Raw genomic sequence first — 16,674 nt, 5'->3', positions numbered from 1 at the left:
GCGCGGGCAGTGAACCCTTTTTAACAATAATCTCATAAGAGAAGAGGCATACATGATGATTACACCTCGTGGTCTGACCACCCGCAAAAAAGCGTTGGTGTTGGCCCTGGGCTGCGCACTTGGCGGCGCGGCTCACGCCCAGGCACCCGATGCATCTGACGAGCAGGACATGGAGCTCCTGGAAGAGATCATTGTGCGCGGCGTGCGCGCATCCCAGGCGCGCGCCATTGATATCAAGCGCGATTCTACCAATATAGTCGACTCGATTGTGGCGGAAGATATCGGCCGTCTGCCGGATATGACCATTACCGACTCGCTTCAGCGGGTGACTGGGGTGCAAATATCGCGTGAGGCGAATGAGGGCACCAGTCTGAATATCCGCGGGATGCCTCAAGTGCTGACTACCCTCAACGGCGAGCAGTTTCTCAGCCCCATGTCGATTACCGATGTCCAAGCCAACTATTCCGATATCCCCGCAGGCCTGATGGCGGGTGTTGATGTGTACAAATCCCAATCGGCCAGCATGCTCAGTGGTGGTATTTCGGGCGTTGTCGACCTGAAAACCCTGAGTCCGCTCACGCTCGATGAAGGCTGGACCACGAATCTGCGCCTGGAGGGTGCCCAAGGGCAGCGTTCGCGCCGGGAGATGAACGAAGACGGTACCCAGGGTACTCGCTCACCGGATCACAACGTCAATCTGCTGGTGGGCTATAACCACGAGGGTCGCTTTGCTTTTTACGGCAACGTCAATCACTCGATCTCCAACGCCGCCAACTACTCCATGTGGACCGGTCACCGCTTGGCCTATCTCGATCGCGCCGGCGGAGAGCCCAGCGACCCCCACGACCTGAGTGGTACCGGACGCGAGGACTGGTACATCGTGCCGGAAAACTACGGCGCTCGCAGTCAGTTCATGGAGCGTGAACGCACCGGTGCTTCGGCCAGTGTCGAGTTTGTGATCAACGACAATTTCAGTGCGCGCGGTGATGTGTTCTTTACCCGTATGGACAAGTATGACCGGGGCGTTGAAGCGGCCTTTAACGGTGGCAGCACGCCTGAGTCATTCGAGGTCAACAACGAGCCGCCTCTATACGACACCAACGTCTACAATGTCCTCCAACCTGGCCCCTATACTCAGGTAGAGCTGGGTTCGATGGTTACCGTTCCGGACGGCGAGGGCGGAATGGTCGAGCGCGGCATCTACTCGGTTCCGGTGGCCAGCATTTGGGCAGCGGACTTCCAGACCCGCTCCACCAACGAAATCGAAAAGACGGCCTCCATCAACACCAATCTCGAACTGAACTACAGCAACCACGACAATCTGGAAGCCAGTTTGCGCTACGTCTACGGTAAGGCTGAGCGGCAGATGCGTGACGCTCAGTTGCAACAGGGCACCCCCGCCTGGCTGTGGGTGGATGAAGATGGCATTCCCGGTAAAGACCCGGTGGATGGTTACCACGTGACGGTCGACTATCGTGGCCGTTACCCGCACTTCTATTTTGAAGACGATCTGTCCGACGCCGAGTTGCTCGATCAGTACCAGGGCTTTGCCGACGGGGAAAATACCGAAGCGACCCTCAACGTCGTCCGAGCGGACGTCAACCTGGCGGTCGACTTCGGTATTGTCGATTCCTTCGACTTTGGGGTGCGTTATGGTGTGCGCGATGCCCAAAACAGCCGCTTCAACTATGTCACGCCCACCGGCCGCTATACGGACTGGGAAGACCCGCGTGTGCCGGCAGATTTGCGCTATCGGCAGTTGCCCGGCAACCTGATCTGGCAACGCTACCCGGATTGGCGCAAGTTCAACTACGAAGACTCCAACATCAACCTGATTGAAATTGGCGGCCTCGAAGACAACGGCTTCAGCGCCGATGACACCATGTCGTTTACGGATTTTGGGCCGATTCGCGGTTTTGAAAGCGGCGTTGCCGCACTCAATCCTGCCGCCTGGGATAACCCTTACGAGTTTATGAATCGGCTCTACCCAGGTACCCGCACAGTCAATAACCCGGGCTATACCTACGATGTGGAAGAGACCAGTACCTCGGCCCACATCCAGATGAACTTCGCGGATTTTGACAACGGCCTGTTCGGGATTCCCTATCAGGGTAACCTCGGTATCAACGTGACCCAGACCGATCGCACGGTAGTCCGCGCCGACGTACCGGAAGTGCTGGATATGTTTAATTCCATCGGTTACGACGAATGGCAAAAGCTCGCTTACGTCTACGATACCCAAACCGATAAGGTCAGCTTTACCGACGTACTGCCGTCATTCAACCTGAACCTGTTTCCGATTGATGACGTGATTCTGCGTTTGGGGGTTGCCCAGACCATGACCCGCAACGATCTGGACAACGTCGGTGCCAGCCTTAACCTTTGGTATCAGCGCTGCCCGAAAACCGATGAAGACGGCAACCCGGTGATGGTGATCAGCCCTTCCGGCACCGTGCAAGATGACGTCGGTTGTGTCGGCGGCGGTGAGGACCAGGGCAGCCCGGACATCAAACCCTGGCGCGCAACGGTCTATAACACGTCGGCCGAGTGGTACTTTGCCGAGAATGCCATTTTCGGTGTTGGTATGTTCTTTATCGACGTCGACACCGCGGTGGAGGCGTCCCAGGAGCAGCGCAACTTCCGCGATATGGACGGCATCAACCGCGGCCGGATGGCCAACATCTGGACCACCCAGAACACTGAGGCGTCAGATCTGTGGGGCGTCGAGGTAGGTTATAAACAGCCTTTCACGTTCTTGCCGGGCGAGTTCCTGAGCGCTACCGGTATCGAAGCCAACTACACCTATTCGGAGTCCGAGTCCGAGGGGCGTGATATCGAGGGCAACACCTTTCCTTTGCCGTCTAACTCCAAGCATCAGGCCAACCTGATTCTCTGGTACGACCGTGACGGACTCAATGTGCGCGCTGCTTACAACTGGCGCAGCAAGGAGTACCTCGGGCGCTTCGGTCTGAACACCAACGTCGCACCGCTGGAAATGGGACAGTGGCTGGAGTCCACGGGTTATCTTGACCTGTCGGTCAACTACTGGCTCAACGATAACATCAGCTTTTATGTGAACGGCACCAACCTCACTAACCAGAGCCGCCATAGCTACGCCCAGTATCCCGACGCGTTTCATTCGCTTTGGGTGCAAGAGCGGCGCTACGCCGCCGGTGTGAGCTTGTCGTTCTAAACAATAAGACAGAATATGTGGAGTTGATTATGAAACAGAAATTGAGCTATCTGGCCCTGGCTGCGTCAGCGCTGGTTTTACAAGCCTGCGGCGGCAGCATGCTCGGCACTTCTGATGCTGAGGATCATCGATTGATTCCCGAGCCGGTCGAGGGCGATCCCAATCGCCCGCGTCCCTCGGAAAATGCCCCGGTGCTTACCACCGACGAGCGCACTCTGCTCGATGCCACCGGTGAGCCGGTGATGTTGCGCGGCATCAATCTGGACTTTGGCGCCGATCCCATGGAGCGGATTGAGAGCATTGTGCCCATTCGTGAAGTGGGCTCCAATGTTGTGCGTCTGATGCTGCGTCCGGACACCACCGAACAGGAGCTTGAAACCGCGCTTATGCATGTGGTGGAGAATGACCTGATTGCCGTGTTGAGCTTGTGGAGTGACACGCTCTCTTGTGGCAACGACAGCGACGCATTGTTCGATGCCTTCAATAATTTGTGGATGGACCGCTGGGTCAGTGTTTTGGTGCAGGACCGGTTTCAGCCGCATATCATGGTGAACCTGGCCAGTGCATGGGGGCCGACCGGCATCTTCAATGCCCACAGCATGGGCTATCGCATCTACATCGATAACTACAAGGCGCTCATTACCCAATTCCGTCGCAACGGTTTCAACGTACCGCTGGTGATTGACGCTCCCGGCTGCGGTCAGGACTACAACGCCTTCCTGGGTAACCGCGGACGTGAGCTGTTTGCCGCTGACGAGCAGGAAAACCTCGTACTATCGGTACATGGGTACGGGGCGCGCTGGCGATCGGGGAGCGATGTGGCCGCCAATATGCGCCTGCTCGATGCCGAACGCCTACCATTGTTGATGAGCGAGTTTGGCGATTTCAATGCGGAAGAGGACGCCGTTCGCCACACGGAAATTCTCGATAAGGGCGTGGGCGACTACGCTGCTGGCTTGGCCATTGAATGGCAAAGTCCTGAGGACAAGGTCGGTTATGTGGCCGAGATGAACGAGGTGCTCAATCTCTTTGGTCGGGAAGTCAGCCTGGAGATCTACTTCGACGGCGCCTACGTCGATGACGGGACCATGGGCTTGCAGGCTTACATGCGCGACACTCAGGGGCGTTACGCCAACCTGGGTTGGAATGGCGTGTACAGCATGAATGCAGGTGGCTGGACCACATTGCGGCGCGCGATTATCGATCATTCCTCGTTGGGTTGGGCAGAAGATGATTTCGACCTGAGTGCGGTCACGCACATCGGTGTCGAGTTGGTGGCCAACGGCAAGGCGCCCGAAGTCGGGGGAGATATCGTGATCGACAACATCAAGGTCATTGAAGCGTCAGTGCCCGAGCAGTTGGCGTTCTGGGATTTTGAAGGCGGTACAGACGGCTGGACACCCGCGAGCTGGATGAACACCACTGTGGTGTCGGAAGACGGTGCCATGGGGTTGGTGCGTGGTGACGGCGAAGGCGAAGTGCTGGCTTTTTACAATGGCATTGAAGGTGTCAGCTACGACGGCGACATCGAAGTCAGTATGCGGGTTTTCATCCCCGAATCCTACGCGGCCGAGACCGAGGGGCTGTACTTTGCGGCAGTCTCCAACACCAGTACCCGTGTCGACGATGAAGGGGCGACCCAAACCTGGCAGAGCACCAACTACATTGGCCAGGACGATGTGGCCTTTGGCGAATGGTTTACAGTGACCCTGCAAGGTCAGTGGGAAGGGGGCAACGACATCGGCTTGCAGATGGGTAGTCTGGCAGGCAGTCAGGAGCCCATTCTGTTTGACGATATCACCATCTTCGGTATGCCCGAGGAAGAACTCGCACTTGAGTGGGGTGTGCAATACCAATCCGATTTCAGTGAGGGTACCGACGGCTGGGCTTACCTCGCCTGGGAGCAGATTCCGGCGACCATTTCTGCTGAGGAGGGTGACCTGGTGATTCTTCCGCGTCTCTCTGAGGTGAGCGATCCCTTTGAAAGCAGTGCCCACAGCGCCTTTGCCTTGCAGAAGAACGATCTCAACAATGTCGAGAATTTCGATCTGACCAGTGAGCGCCTGGTGGTACATCTACAGCTGTACTTTGACGAGGCCTACGCCGACGCGCCCGAGGACTTTGAGTTCTACCTGTTCATTCAGGACTCCAACTGGTCCAACCACACCAATATCGGTGAGTGGACCATGGAGGATATTACCCCTGGGGAGTGGATGACCGTGGAATTTGAAATGGAATTGCCCGAGGCATTCAATCGCAACGGTTTACCTCAGCATTTCGGCTTTCAGGGTGTGAACCTGTATGGCATTCCCGACTCACCGATTCGTGTGGGTGAGATGCGCATCGAGGGGTATATCCCTGTGGAAGTGTTGGAAGAGGTCATTGACATTGTCGACTTCCATTACGCCTCGGACTTTGACCGTCTGAGCGTGGACTTTGTCGAAGGCGGCTTGAACGACGTGCAACTTCTGGAAGACATTCACAGTGTCGAGCGCTCCAAGCCCTTTCACTGGATTGCCGCGACCTGGATTGGCGCAGCCGAAGGCCAGGAGGCACTGAATATCTCCGAGTCGGCGGACACCAGCGTCAGCTTGACCGAGCGTGGTGATGTGATCGTGAGCGGTAAAGGCGGCTTGCAGGAAACGGCTGAGCCGGCCAACTTCCCCGGGGATTGACCCCGGGATTTCACACCCTCTTCTCGCCGAGGGTGGTGCTTGCTGTTGTACCTTGCGCCCCGGTTGTACCGGGGCTTTTTTATGACATACTGGTAGAAAGCTTGAGGAGCCAACCGATGATCCCAACGTCGCCTTTCTCCCCCGTAAAAGGCAACTCCGCCGACGCTTTGGCGCAAGTCTCTGTGCGGCTCGGCCACTGGCTGCGTGAGCAGGCCCTGCCGTTTTGGTTGGCACACGGCATCGAGCCTGAATCCGGTGCCCACCATGAGCAGATGCTCGCTGACGGCCGCCCGGATACCCAGGCCAATATCCGCGTGCGCGTGCAAGCGCGTCAGATCTTTGCCTACAGCTTTGCCTACTGTCGGGGTTGGGCCGGGCCGGAGGCCCTTACGGCGGTGCGCCGTATGCGCCACTTTCTCGACAATCGCGCCGCCGGCGCGGCGGGGGGGTACAGCCACCTGCTTAACCCTCGCTTTGACGTCATCGACCGGCGCCAGGACCTCTACGACCATGCCTTTCACCTGCTTGCCTGTGCCTGGGAGTACAAGGCCTTTGGTGATCCGGCTCATCTGGAGGCCGCGCGGGCGTTGGTGGGTTTTCTCGACCGACGCTTTGGGGCCGACTATGGCGGCTGGATTGAGGGCGACTACGCCTATACCTACCGCCGTCAGAACCCTCACATGCATCTGTTTGAGGCCTTTCAGGCACTCTACGAGGTCACCGGCGATGGGCACTGGTTGGCGCGGGCCGGGGAAATATTCACCCTGTTTGAAACCTGCTTTTACTGTCCTCAGCGGGGGTTATTGTTTGAATTTTTTGAGCGGGACTGGCGGCTTGCGCCGGGTGAAGCCGGGAGGGTGGTTGAGCCGGGCCACATGCTCGAATGGGTGTGGTTGCTGGAGCGCTACGGCCGCTGGGCAGACCGGCCTGTGGGCCATTATACCGAGCGCCTGTATCGGGAGGCATTGGCCATCGGGCAGACGTCGAGCGGTCTGATTCTCGACCAGGTCGATGCAGATGCCCCGCAAACACAAGGGCCAAAGCGCAGCTGGCCTATGACCGAGCTGATCAAAGCCAGCATTGCCCGGGCGCGGACCGGCGATGCCGATGCCCAGGGTCGAGTGATCAAGGCCGTGAATGCTCTGTTTGATTGTTACTTGTGCGGCGCCAAGCCCGGAACCTACGTGGATCGTCGCGACGAAAACGATGCAGTGATGGTGGACGTCGCACCGGCAAGCACCCTTTACCATCTGGTGATTGCCGCCGCAGAATTGGCCGACTATGCGGCAGAAGTGGCGCTGACGGAGGGCGGCTGATCAGCCTCTCTGTTTTGCCGGCCCGGTACTTTTGCGGATAATAAACTCCGATGGCAACACGGACTCCCGTTGTGCCAGCGGTTCGCTGTTGATCACCCGCAGAAGCATATCCATAGCCATCTTCCCCATCTCCTCGGTGGGCTGGGCGATGGTGGTCAGCGCGGGGTCGCAGTAGCGGGCGTAGGGGATGTCATCAAAGCCAGTGACTGAAATATCTTCCGGTACCCGAAACCCCTGAGACTTGAGGGTCTGGATGGCGCCAATCGCCATCTCGTCATTCATGCAGAAAATGGCGGTGGGCGGATTGGCCAAGTTACAGAACTGGTGGGCGCAATTGAGGCCCGACCACATGGTGAAGTCCCCTTCAGCAACCAATTCTTTTTCAAAGGGTAGCCCCGCCTCGGCCAGACTTTCTTTGTAGCCGGCCATACGGTCGATGGCGTGAGGGTTGTCCTTGAGCCCCGATATGACCCCAATACGCTTGTGCCCGAGCGAAATCAGGTAGTCCACCATGTTCTTGGAGGCGCCTCGGTTATCGATCCGAATCGACGGGCCGTAGGTCAGCTCGCAGCCGGCGGCGTGGACGCAGGCCACGCTGTTCGGGATGGTGTGACCCTGTTTTTCGGAGTGTGGTCGCAACTGAATGATACCGTCGGCAAGGCGGGTTTCCACTCGGCGCACATATTCTTGTTCGCGCTCAGCTTCACCCCGGCGGGTATCGCCGAGCAGTACCGCGTAGCCCTTCTGCTGCGCGCGGTCCTCGATGCTGCGAATCACCTGGGAATAGAAGGGGTTGGTGATGTCCGGCACCAGTACCACGATGGTGTAGGAGCGGGCCGAGCGGAAGTTGCGGGCGAGCATATTCGGGCTGTAACCGACTTTGTCGATGGCTGTTTGTACTTTGGCCAAGCTGGCGGGGGAGACTTTTTCGGGCGAACTCAGGGCTCGGGAAACGGTGGCAACAGACACACCGGCTTCGCGGGCGACATCGCGGATACTCGACATGGGCAAGACTCGTGTTATGAATCGGCGAACAGTTAGCGGGAACTTACTACAGCTGGCTGGGGCTGGCTAGTGCCAGGCCCCATTCTGATGCCCGAAACAGTGTTCAGTTATAACCCGGCCTTTTCCCGTCGCACCTGCAAGTCGGCTTCAATCTCGTTCATGCGCTCGGCGTGGAGCGGGTATACCAGCAGCAGTGCAATGGCGCCAAAGGCAAACAGCGCGGGGATCCAGCTCATAAGATGGATCATGCCCTGGGTCGCTGCGGCAATGGTTTCCGGGTCGGTGCCTACGTAGCCATAGGCGCCGAGGACGATCAGCACCAGCGCGCCAGCAAAACCGCCGCCGGTTTTCTGGATAAAGGTTCCTGCAGAATAGAACAGTCCGGTAGCCCGGCGGCCGTGCTTCCACTCGGAGTAGTCGGCGGCATCGCCGAGCATGCTGAAGATCAGCACCGGCATAAAGGCGGCAAAGAATTCCGCTGCGCCACCGATGATGAACACGTAGAGGATGTCGTCCGGGCCGGCAAAGGCCAGCAGACTGGTAAGCGCGCCGCTGGCCACAAGCGAGATGATGAACAGCGTCCGCTTGCCCAGCAGTCGCGCCAGGTAGCCCGCTACCAAGGCGGCGATGATCGAGACGATCAACAGGACAATAAAGTAGCGCCCAGCCAGGGTGACATCGCCCACATAGTGGCTGAAGTAATAGGCCACCACACCGTACTTGATGCCGTTGAACATCATGGTCAAAAAGCCCAGGCCCAAAATCATCAGCCAGGGTTTGTTGGTGATCAGGTCGATCAGGTCGCGCTGCGACGGCGTGGTATCGCTCTCGGGCTTTTTGATCAGCTTGTCTACTGCATACCAGGTCACCGCGATCACGAGCACGAAGAACAGCCCGGTGTAGACGTTGCGGTAGTAGAAAAACAGCGATACCGAGAGCAGGGGCACGATGATGAAGGGCAGGTTGAACGCCAGGTCCTTCAGCTCTTTGCGCAGCGAGCCCTGGGACGCCAAGGACTGGACTCGCTCCCGGGTGCTGAAGAAGGTGATCATGCACAGGCCGATCAGGAGGGCCGCAAATACGTACATGGTGTACTGGTAGCCGCGGGCGTCGTCACCCTGGCCGAAGTACTGCACCATATCCGGGGTGAAGCCCATCACCAGTACGCCCCCCAAAAAGGCCCCGGCAAAGCGGTAACCCGAGAGCACGCTGCGCTCGGCATGGCTCGGGGTCATGACACCCATGAGTGCGGAGTAGGGCACATTGTTGACGGTATAGGCGAGGGTCAGGCCGATATAGGTGAAATAGGCCCAGACCAGTTTCATCTCTGTGCTCACATTGGGCGCGGTAAAAGCCAGGATCATAAACAGCCCCAGCACCGGTGCCGACCAGAGTATCCAGGGGCGGAACTTGCCGTGACGGGACTTGGTGCGATCCGCCACCATGCCCATGACGATGTCGGTCACCCCGTCGGACAGGCGCACGACCAGCAATAGCGCCGCTGCCGCAGCGGCGGAGATGCCCAGGGTATCGGTATAAAATACCGCCAGATAGGCCAGCGCGCCGCGCCAGACCAGATTGGCGGCGGCGTCGCCCATGGCATAGCCGCTTTTTTCAAAGAACGATAGCTTGTGGTTCGGGGTTGTCGACACGGGACACCTCTTATTGGTTTTGTGGTGGATAGCTGCCAGCTCGATAATCAAGCTTGGGGGGCTGCTGCCGATGTGAGCCGAAGTCAGGTACACCCTTCCGGGACACGCCGTAAACCCATCCCTGGGGGCTCGACTGCCGCCGGCCCCTACGCGCTCCAGGCGCTTCGGGGCACTTCCCACTTCCCTGTGGGTCGTCCAGGCGACAGACGGTCCCGGAAGGGTGTACCTGACTTCGGCGCTCGGGCTAGCCTCCCAAGCTTGCGCTTAATGTCATTTTGACCAGAGTATATGACGATCGGACTTGAATTGACAGCGCTGTCTGCAAAAGTTGTGAGAGGGGTTGCAAAGTGATATGTAACCGATTACATTGATGGCTTTCGTACCCGCTGGCATCGGTTTATACTCCGACCAGCTCATAATAAGTGGATACCCGCCCATGCAGTTGCAACTCGCACCTATCGATATCCTTATCATTCTGGCTTATTTTGTCGCCACGCTGGTGATCGGCTTCTGGATCTCCCGGCGCGCCTCAAAAAATATCCAGAGCTATTTTCTCGGGGGCAACAAGCTGCCCTGGTACTACCTGGGGATCTCCAACGCCTCGGGCATGTTCGATATCAGTGGCACCATGTGGTTGGTGTACCTGCTCTTTGTCTACGGACTCACCAGTATTTATATTCCCTGGCTCTGGCCGGTGTTCAACCAGATTTTCCTGATGGTGTTCCTGTCCATCTGGTTGCGCCGCTCCGGGGTGATGACCGGTGCCGAGTGGATCACCTTCCGTTTTGGCGATAGCGTGGGAGCGCGCCTGTCACACTTGATCGTGGTGATATTTGCACTGGTCAGTGTGATCAGTTTCCTTGCCTACGGTTTTATCGGTATCGGTAAATTCGCCTCGGTGTTTCTGCCCTGGCAGTTGCACGCCGACCCCTACTGGAACGACATTTTCTATGGGTTCATCATCACGGCAGTCACCACGGTTTACGTGGTCAAGGGCGGCATGTTCAGTGTGGTGTTTACCGAGGTGCTACAGTTTTTCATCATGACCGTCGCCTGTGTCGCGGTCGGTATCATTGCCATGAACGCGGTGTCGAGCGAAGCGCTGGGTGCCGTGATTCCCGACGGCTGGACCAGTGTTTTCTTCGGCTGGGAGCTGGATCTGGATTGGTCCGGGACTCTGGAGGCGGCGAACGCACGGATTCTGGATGACGGCTATTCGCTCTTTACCGTCTTCTTCATGTTGATGCTGCTCAAGGGCATCCTGCAAAGTATGGCAGGGCCGGCACCCAACTACGACATGCAGCGGATTCTGTCGGCGCGTACGCCGCGAGAGGCTGCCAAGATGAGCTGGCTCGTGAACGTGGTGCTGATTTTTCCGCGCTACATGCTGATCGCCGGGTTGACCATTCTGGCGCTGGTGTATTTTCTGCCGCAGTTGCAGGCCATGGGGCCGGACGTGGACTTTGAGCAGATTCTGCCCTTCGCGCTGCGCGAGTTTGTGCCCGCCGGCCTGCTCGGCCTGCTGATTGCCGGTTTGCTGGCGGCCTTTATGTCCACCTTTGCGGCCACCACCAACGCGGCGCCGGCCTATGTGGTCAATGACATTTACAAACGTTACATCAATCCCAATGCCGACCCCAAGCGCTATGTCAGGGTCAGCTACGTGGTTTCTCTGCTGTTTGTGGTGCTGGGGGTGGGTATCGGCTTTTTTATTCCCAACCTCAACACCATCATCCAGTGGATTGTCAGTGCGTTCTTTGGGGCCTACACGGCGTCCAACGTGCTCAAGTGGTACTGGTGGCGTTTTAACGGTATCGGCTATTTTGCCGGTATGACCGTGGGCCTGGTGATTGCGCTGCCTCTGGCGATGACGGACATCATGCCCCTGCGGGCCTTCCCGTTCCTGTTGCTGGCCTCGGCCGCCGCCTGTGTGCTCGGCTCGTTGCTCACGCCGCCGGACGATATGGCCGTGCTCAAAAAGTTTTATCTCAAGGTGCGCCCCTGGGGCTTCTGGGGGCCGGTGTATCGGGAGTTGCTCAAGGACTACCCCGAGCTCAAGCGCAACGAGGACTTTGGTCGCGATGCCGTGAATGTCGTCGTGGGTATTATCTGGCAAACGGGGCTGGTAGCGGCGCCCATCTTTATGGTCATCAAACACTGGCCGGAATTTGTGATGGCGATGGTGGTCGTTGCTATTACCAGCGTGTTTTTGTACTTTAACTGGTATTTGAAGCTGCGGGACTACCCCGAGGACTTGCCCGCTGAATACCTGCCGGAGAACCGGGAGGTCCAACCCTGACTCTGGAGGTCACCGCCAAGGCACCATGATCGATCCGCGCCGTCTCAGTGTTCGACTAATGGTGACCTTGGGGGGACTGCTGCTCCTGCTGGTCTTTCCTTTCTTTTTTTTCACGGCCCCGGACTGGGGGCTGTTTGCCTTCTACCCCCATATATGGGGGCCGGGTCACATTGGGTTCTTCTTTCTGCTGTTTCTGGTCATTCAAACCCGGGTGCCGCTGCCTACCTGGCGCCACTGGTTATGGGCGAGCATGGCGGTGATGGCCCTGAGTGTGGCCATTGAGGCCATTCAGGCCCAGGTAGGGCGCAACGCCTGTTGGTACGATGTGCTGCGCAACCTGATTGGCACCTGGCTGGCTCTGGCCTGGGCTCAGCGGCCCAGTCTGCCAATCTGGGGGGTACGCGTGGTGGTCAGCGGCCTGTTCCTTTGGCAGTTGATGCCGCTGATTGGCGACGTCCAGCTGCACCGTGATACCCGCCGGGCACTGCCTGTGTTGGCTGATTTTGAGCAGCCACTCGACCGTCGCCAGTGGCGCGGTGAGCTGGCTCGGGTGGTGTCGCCCGTGAGTGTGGGTGAGTCCAGTTTGGCGGTGACCCTGCCGGCACACGTGCCTTACCCCGGGGCGGTGTTCGACCGGGTTGCCACCGACTGGCGCGGCTACGACGCTTTGCGCTTTGATATCCACAATCCTCAGGCCGAGCCCTTGCGCGTGAGTATACGCATCGATGACTTGGCCCACGACCGACGCGAGCGGGGCTATGCGGATCGGTTCAACCGGTTGCTGGTCGCGGAGCCGGGTTGGAATCATTACCGTATCCCTTTGTCCGACATCGAACAGGCACCGCAAGAGCGCACGCTGGATTTGCACCGGATTCAACGAATCTACTGGTTTACCCGCCGGTTGGACGCGCCCCAGCGGTTCTACCTCGACAATATTCATCTGGAATGATGCCATGATCTTGCGCGGCTCTGTCCTCTGGCTGCTGGTTGCGGTAGCACCCTCGGCACTGGCTCAGCCAGTGGCCAGCCATGTGCAGGTCACCTTGGGAAGCCACCGGCTCAATCAGGATTACCGGACCAGTGACCCCTGGGAAAACCTGATGGACGTGCGCTCCCTCCATACCCTGGGTTACTTTTATCAGCGCCCGGCCGATGTCGGATGGCTCCAGTACGGACTGGAGGGGGGAGGCCATGTGGGCTACGACAGTGACCGGGAGCTGTTGGTGGTGATTGGCGGTGGCAATTCCGGGGTCAGTGTCTACAGTGACCTGTGGAGCGGTGATATTGCCGGAGGCATCTTTGTCAGCGCGACACCGGTGACCAGCCTGCGTTTTTACGCGGCCGCCGGCCCCTCACTGTATTGGGGTGCACTGCGTCGCAGCGATCGCGGCTCCGGGACCTCAGTGCAGGGTACGGCTGGGGACGTGACCGTGGATACCCGCACGCACCGCTATGACCTGGGACTGGGGCTCTACCGGCGCGCCGGGGTCGAGCTGATATTTCCCAACGGTTTCGCCCTGGGAGCGAGTGTTCGACGCCTGGACGCCACGCTCGACTTTCGCGCCGCCGGTTCGGTGCGGATGAATCAGACCTATACCAGCCTGACCCTTGGAGGCCGCTTTTAACGGCGGCTCGGCTATACTGGGGTAAATCCCCGCGTCAGGACGCCTATGACCCTCGACCAAAGCCTGATTCTGCTGATTATTGCCATGACCCTGGGGATGTTTCTCTGGGGCCGCTGGCGGCACGATATGGTCGCTTTGGGTGCCTTGCTTGCCTGTGTTTTTGCCGGGTTGATTCCCAGCGCTGACGCTTTCAACGGCTTCGGTCACCCGGCGGTGATTACGGTTGCCTGTGTACTGGTGCTCAGCCGCGGTTTACAGCTCACCGGCGCGGTCGATCTGCTCGCCCAGAAGCTGATGCCCAGAAACGCCGGCACAGTCCTTACGATCGCCGCGCTGACGGGTATTGGCGCCTTGATGTCCGCGTTTATGAACAACGTCGGCGCCCTCGCGCTGCTGATGCCGGTGGCTCTTCAGGTCGCCAATAAAAAAGGCCTGCCGCCCGGCCAGCTGCTCATGCCCCTGGCCTTTGGCACTATCCTCGGCGGCATGACCACGCTCATCGGCACACCGCCCAACCTGATTGTTTCGGGCTTTCGTTCCGAGGTCGGGTTGGGCAGTTACGGTATGTTCGACTTCACCCCGGTAGGGGTGTTGGTGGCGGTCACCGGTGTGGTCTTTATTGCGCTTGTGGGCTGGCGCCTGGTGCCCCAGCGAGAACAGTCCAGCACCGGCAGTTTTGATACCGGTGTTTATCTCACCGAAGTCCGCGTGGGAGAGGGTACCAAGGTCGATGGCAAGACCTTGCGCGAGGTTGAAGCGCTGCTCGAGGAAGCCGATGCCCAGATTGTCGGTCTGGTGCGCAGCGATTTGCGCGTAACGGCGCCCAACTACCGCCGGATCCTACGCGCGGGTGACATTCTGGTTATCGAGGCCGAACCGGAATCCCTCTCCAGTGCCCTGTCCGGTATCGGCCTGACGTTGGAGGAGGCCATTGATCCAGAGCCTTCCGCCGATGAGGCGGATGATGAGCAGATAGAGGAAAAAAAAGCCCAGGCCAAGGACGACGACAAAGAAAAGAGCGAGAAAAAATCGTCCGAGGGTGACGAAATTGTTCTGCAAGAGTTGGTGACCATGCCCGACTCCAGTCTGGTGGGTCACAGTGCCAGCGATATACAGGTGCGTACCCGCTACGGCATCAACCTGTTGGCGATCTCCCGCCAGGGGCGGCGCAATATCAAGCGGCTGCGTTCAACGCTTATTCAGGCGGGCGATGTGCTTTTGATGCAGGGCACCCCCGAAGCCTTATCCGCTTTCAGTAGCGAGTTTCGCTGTGTACCCCTGGCCGAGCGCAGTATCGATATTCCGGATAAACGCAAGGCCACTTTTGCCATGGTGGTGATGGCACTGGCGGTGATCGGCGCGGCCTTTGGGCTGCTGCCCGCCGCCGTCGCCTTTGCGACGGGTATGCTCGCCTTTATGGCCCTGCGCATCGTGCCCTTGCGCTCGGTGTACGACTCCATCGACTGGACCGTGATCGTCCTGCTTGCCGCCATGATTCCGGTGGCCGGCGCCATGGCCACGAGCGGCGCGGCCGACCTGGTGGCGGAACTGTTGCTCGATAGGGTGGCGCAGGGCAATACCATTATGGCGGTGGCGCTGATTCTGGTGGTGACCATGACGCTCTCGGATTTTATGAACAATGCCGCCACCGGTGCGGTCATGTGCCAGATAGCCATCAGCAGTGCCCAACAACTGGGAGTCAGTGTGGATACCTTTTTGATGGCCGTGGCCGTCGGTGCTTCCTGCTCCTTTCTGACCCCCATCGGTCATCAGAACAACACCTTGATTCTCGGCCCGGGTGGCTTCCGGTTTGGCGATTACTGGCGCCTGGGGTTGCCTATGGAAATCATTGTGGTGGTGGTCGGCGTGCCGGCACTGCTGTGGATCTGGCCTTTATGACAAAGACAATGAGGACAACACATGCCTGATTTAGCGGCCGTGCGCGAGGGCATTCCGGGCTGGTTTCGGACGCCCTTGGTGCGCACTGACAATGTCGATATCACCCTGCTCAATGTACTCGGGGTGATCCTTGTTCTGTTGGCGCTCTGGTGGTTGGCGCACCTGGTCGAGCAGGGCGTGCGGCGTGTTGCCCAGCGCAACTCCCGCCTGATTCGGGACGATGCCAGCGCTTATGTCTGGGCGCGCATTTTGCGCTATCTGATCTGGGCGCTGGGTGCTCTGTTGGCACTCAGTGTGCTCGGTGTGCAGATGACGTCCCTCTGGGTCGTGGGTGGGATTATCGGTTTCGGTATCGGTTTCGGGTTGCAGAATCTGTTCAACAACCTGATCTCCGGTATTGTGCTGATGCTGGAAAAAACCCTGAAGATCGGCGACTTCGTCGATCTGGAATCCGGCGTGCGCGGCCACGTGCTCGAAATCGGTATGCGCTACACCCGCATCAACACCAACGACGGTGTCGATGTGATTGTACCCAACAGCGAATTCACCAGTAGCCGTGTGGTCAACTGGACCTTCGACGACCGCCTGCGGCGCATGCGCATTCCTTTTTCCGTGGCCTATGGCACCAACAAAGACACCGTAAAAGAAGCCGGAATACGCGCCGCGAATGCCGTCGACAGCACCTTTGACGACGACACCCACAAAACCGATGTCTGGCTGGTCAACATGGGTGAATCCGGCCTCGATTTTGTGCTCGCCGTCTGGGTCGGCCCCCATCACGTCGGCCGACCCGCCAACACTCAGGCCCGTTACCTGTGGGCCATCCACGACGAGCTCGAGCGCGCCGGCATCGCGATCCCCTTTCCCCAGCGGGATGTGCATCTGCGCTGGCAGGATGATGAAGAGCGGGAGAAAAAGGTGTTGTATGGGGGAGATTGAGTGTTATTCCGGCTTAATGAGAGTACTGACGAACCATCGAGAGCACCGGCATGGTGCCCTCGACGAGCAGC

10 protein-coding genes are annotated in these 16,674 nt (G+C 58.7%); 8 read left to right on the top strand and 2 right to left on the bottom strand.

From position 1 onward, the window contains the following. The first annotated feature begins 52 nt into the window (after window positions 1-52). The 3 genes from DKW72_RS11185 to DKW72_RS11175 all read left to right on the top strand — a co-directional run bounded on the left by DKW72_RS11185 (window position 53) and on the right by DKW72_RS11175 (window position 7,184). Window positions 53-3,193: a TonB-dependent receptor gene (locus DKW72_RS11185; protein WP_232522384.1), complete on the top strand. Its 3,141-nt coding sequence runs from the start codon at window positions 53-55 to the stop codon at window positions 3,191-3,193. A 29-nt stretch (window positions 3,194-3,222) separates the two neighbouring features. Further along, window positions 3,223-5,868 (top strand): glycoside hydrolase family 5 protein, encoded by a 2,646-nt coding sequence (locus tag DKW72_RS11180; protein WP_111642454.1) that lies wholly within the window; start codon window positions 3,223-3,225, stop codon window positions 5,866-5,868. Window positions 5,869-5,984: 116 nt separating this feature from the next. Further along, a complete protein-coding gene (locus DKW72_RS11175) occupies window positions 5,985-7,184 on the top strand; it encodes an AGE family epimerase/isomerase (RefSeq protein ID WP_111642453.1) in 1,200 nt (399 codons plus the stop codon). On the opposite strand, the gene DKW72_RS11170 is transcribed toward DKW72_RS11175, so the two are convergent. Further along, window positions 7,185-8,189, bottom strand: a complete 1,005-nt coding sequence (locus DKW72_RS11170) for a LacI family DNA-binding transcriptional regulator (protein WP_111642452.1) — start codon at window positions 8,187-8,189, stop codon at window positions 7,185-7,187. 107 nt (window positions 8,190-8,296) lie between these two features. After that, a complete protein-coding gene (locus DKW72_RS11165) occupies window positions 8,297-9,841 on the bottom strand; it encodes an MFS transporter (RefSeq protein WP_198411319.1) in 1,545 nt (514 codons plus the stop codon). A 442-nt stretch (window positions 9,842-10,283) separates the two neighbouring features. Between DKW72_RS11165 and DKW72_RS11160 the strand changes: the two genes are divergently transcribed. The 5 genes from DKW72_RS11160 to DKW72_RS11140 are packed head-to-tail and all read left to right on the top strand — an operon-like array spanning window position 10,284 to window position 16,603. Continuing rightward, window positions 10,284-12,140: a sodium:solute symporter family protein gene (locus tag DKW72_RS11160; protein ID WP_111642621.1), complete on the top strand. Its 1,857-nt coding sequence runs from the start codon at window positions 10,284-10,286 to the stop codon at window positions 12,138-12,140. A gap of 25 nt (window positions 12,141-12,165) precedes the next feature. Continuing rightward, window positions 12,166-13,089: a carbohydrate binding domain-containing protein gene (locus tag DKW72_RS11155; protein ID WP_111642450.1), complete on the top strand. Its 924-nt coding sequence runs from the start codon at window positions 12,166-12,168 to the stop codon at window positions 13,087-13,089. A 4-nt stretch (window positions 13,090-13,093) separates the two neighbouring features. Beyond that, window positions 13,094-13,765, top strand: coding sequence for a hypothetical protein (locus DKW72_RS11150; RefSeq protein WP_111642449.1), 672 nt, complete (start codon window positions 13,094-13,096; stop codon window positions 13,763-13,765). 45 nt (window positions 13,766-13,810) lie between these two features. After that, window positions 13,811-15,664 (top strand): SLC13 family permease, encoded by a 1,854-nt coding sequence (locus tag DKW72_RS11145; RefSeq protein ID WP_111642448.1) that lies wholly within the window; start codon window positions 13,811-13,813, stop codon window positions 15,662-15,664. A gap of 21 nt (window positions 15,665-15,685) precedes the next feature. Further along, window positions 15,686-16,603 carry a mechanosensitive ion channel family protein gene (locus tag DKW72_RS11140; RefSeq protein ID WP_111642447.1) on the top strand — a complete coding sequence of 306 codons (918 nt, stop codon included), beginning with the start codon at window positions 15,686-15,688 and terminating at the stop codon, window positions 16,601-16,603. Window positions 16,604-16,674: the final 71 nt, after the last annotated feature.

This window comes from Marinimicrobium alkaliphilum, assembly GCF_003259155.1.
GTDB lineage: Bacteria > Pseudomonadota > Gammaproteobacteria > Pseudomonadales > Cellvibrionaceae > Marinimicrobium_A > Marinimicrobium_A alkaliphilum.
The sequence above is the reverse complement of the archived record's forward strand: the minus strand, read 5'-3'. Positions and strand labels throughout refer to the sequence as shown.

Bases quoted from the DNA above. Each gene is read 5' to 3' on its own strand.
- DKW72_RS11185 (WP_232522384.1), top strand. From the start codon at position 53: ATGATGATTACACCTCGTGGTCTGACCACCCGCAAAAAAGCGTTGGTG.
- DKW72_RS11180 (WP_111642454.1), top strand. From the start codon at position 3,223: ATGAAACAGAAATTGAGCTATCTGGCCCTGGCTGCGTCAGCGCTGGTT.
- DKW72_RS11175 (WP_111642453.1), top strand. From the start codon at position 5,985: ATGATCCCAACGTCGCCTTTCTCCCCCGTAAAAGGCAACTCCGCCGAC.
- DKW72_RS11170 (WP_111642452.1), bottom strand. From the start codon at position 8,189: ATGTCGAGTATCCGCGATGTCGCCCGCGAAGCCGGTGTGTCTGTTGCC.
- DKW72_RS11155 (WP_111642450.1), top strand. From the start codon at position 12,166: ATGATCGATCCGCGCCGTCTCAGTGTTCGACTAATGGTGACCTTGGGG.
- DKW72_RS11150 (WP_111642449.1), top strand. From the start codon at position 13,094: ATGATCTTGCGCGGCTCTGTCCTCTGGCTGCTGGTTGCGGTAGCACCC.
- DKW72_RS11145 (WP_111642448.1), top strand. From the start codon at position 13,811: ATGACCCTCGACCAAAGCCTGATTCTGCTGATTATTGCCATGACCCTG.
- DKW72_RS11140 (WP_111642447.1), top strand. From the start codon at position 15,686: ATGCCTGATTTAGCGGCCGTGCGCGAGGGCATTCCGGGCTGGTTTCGG.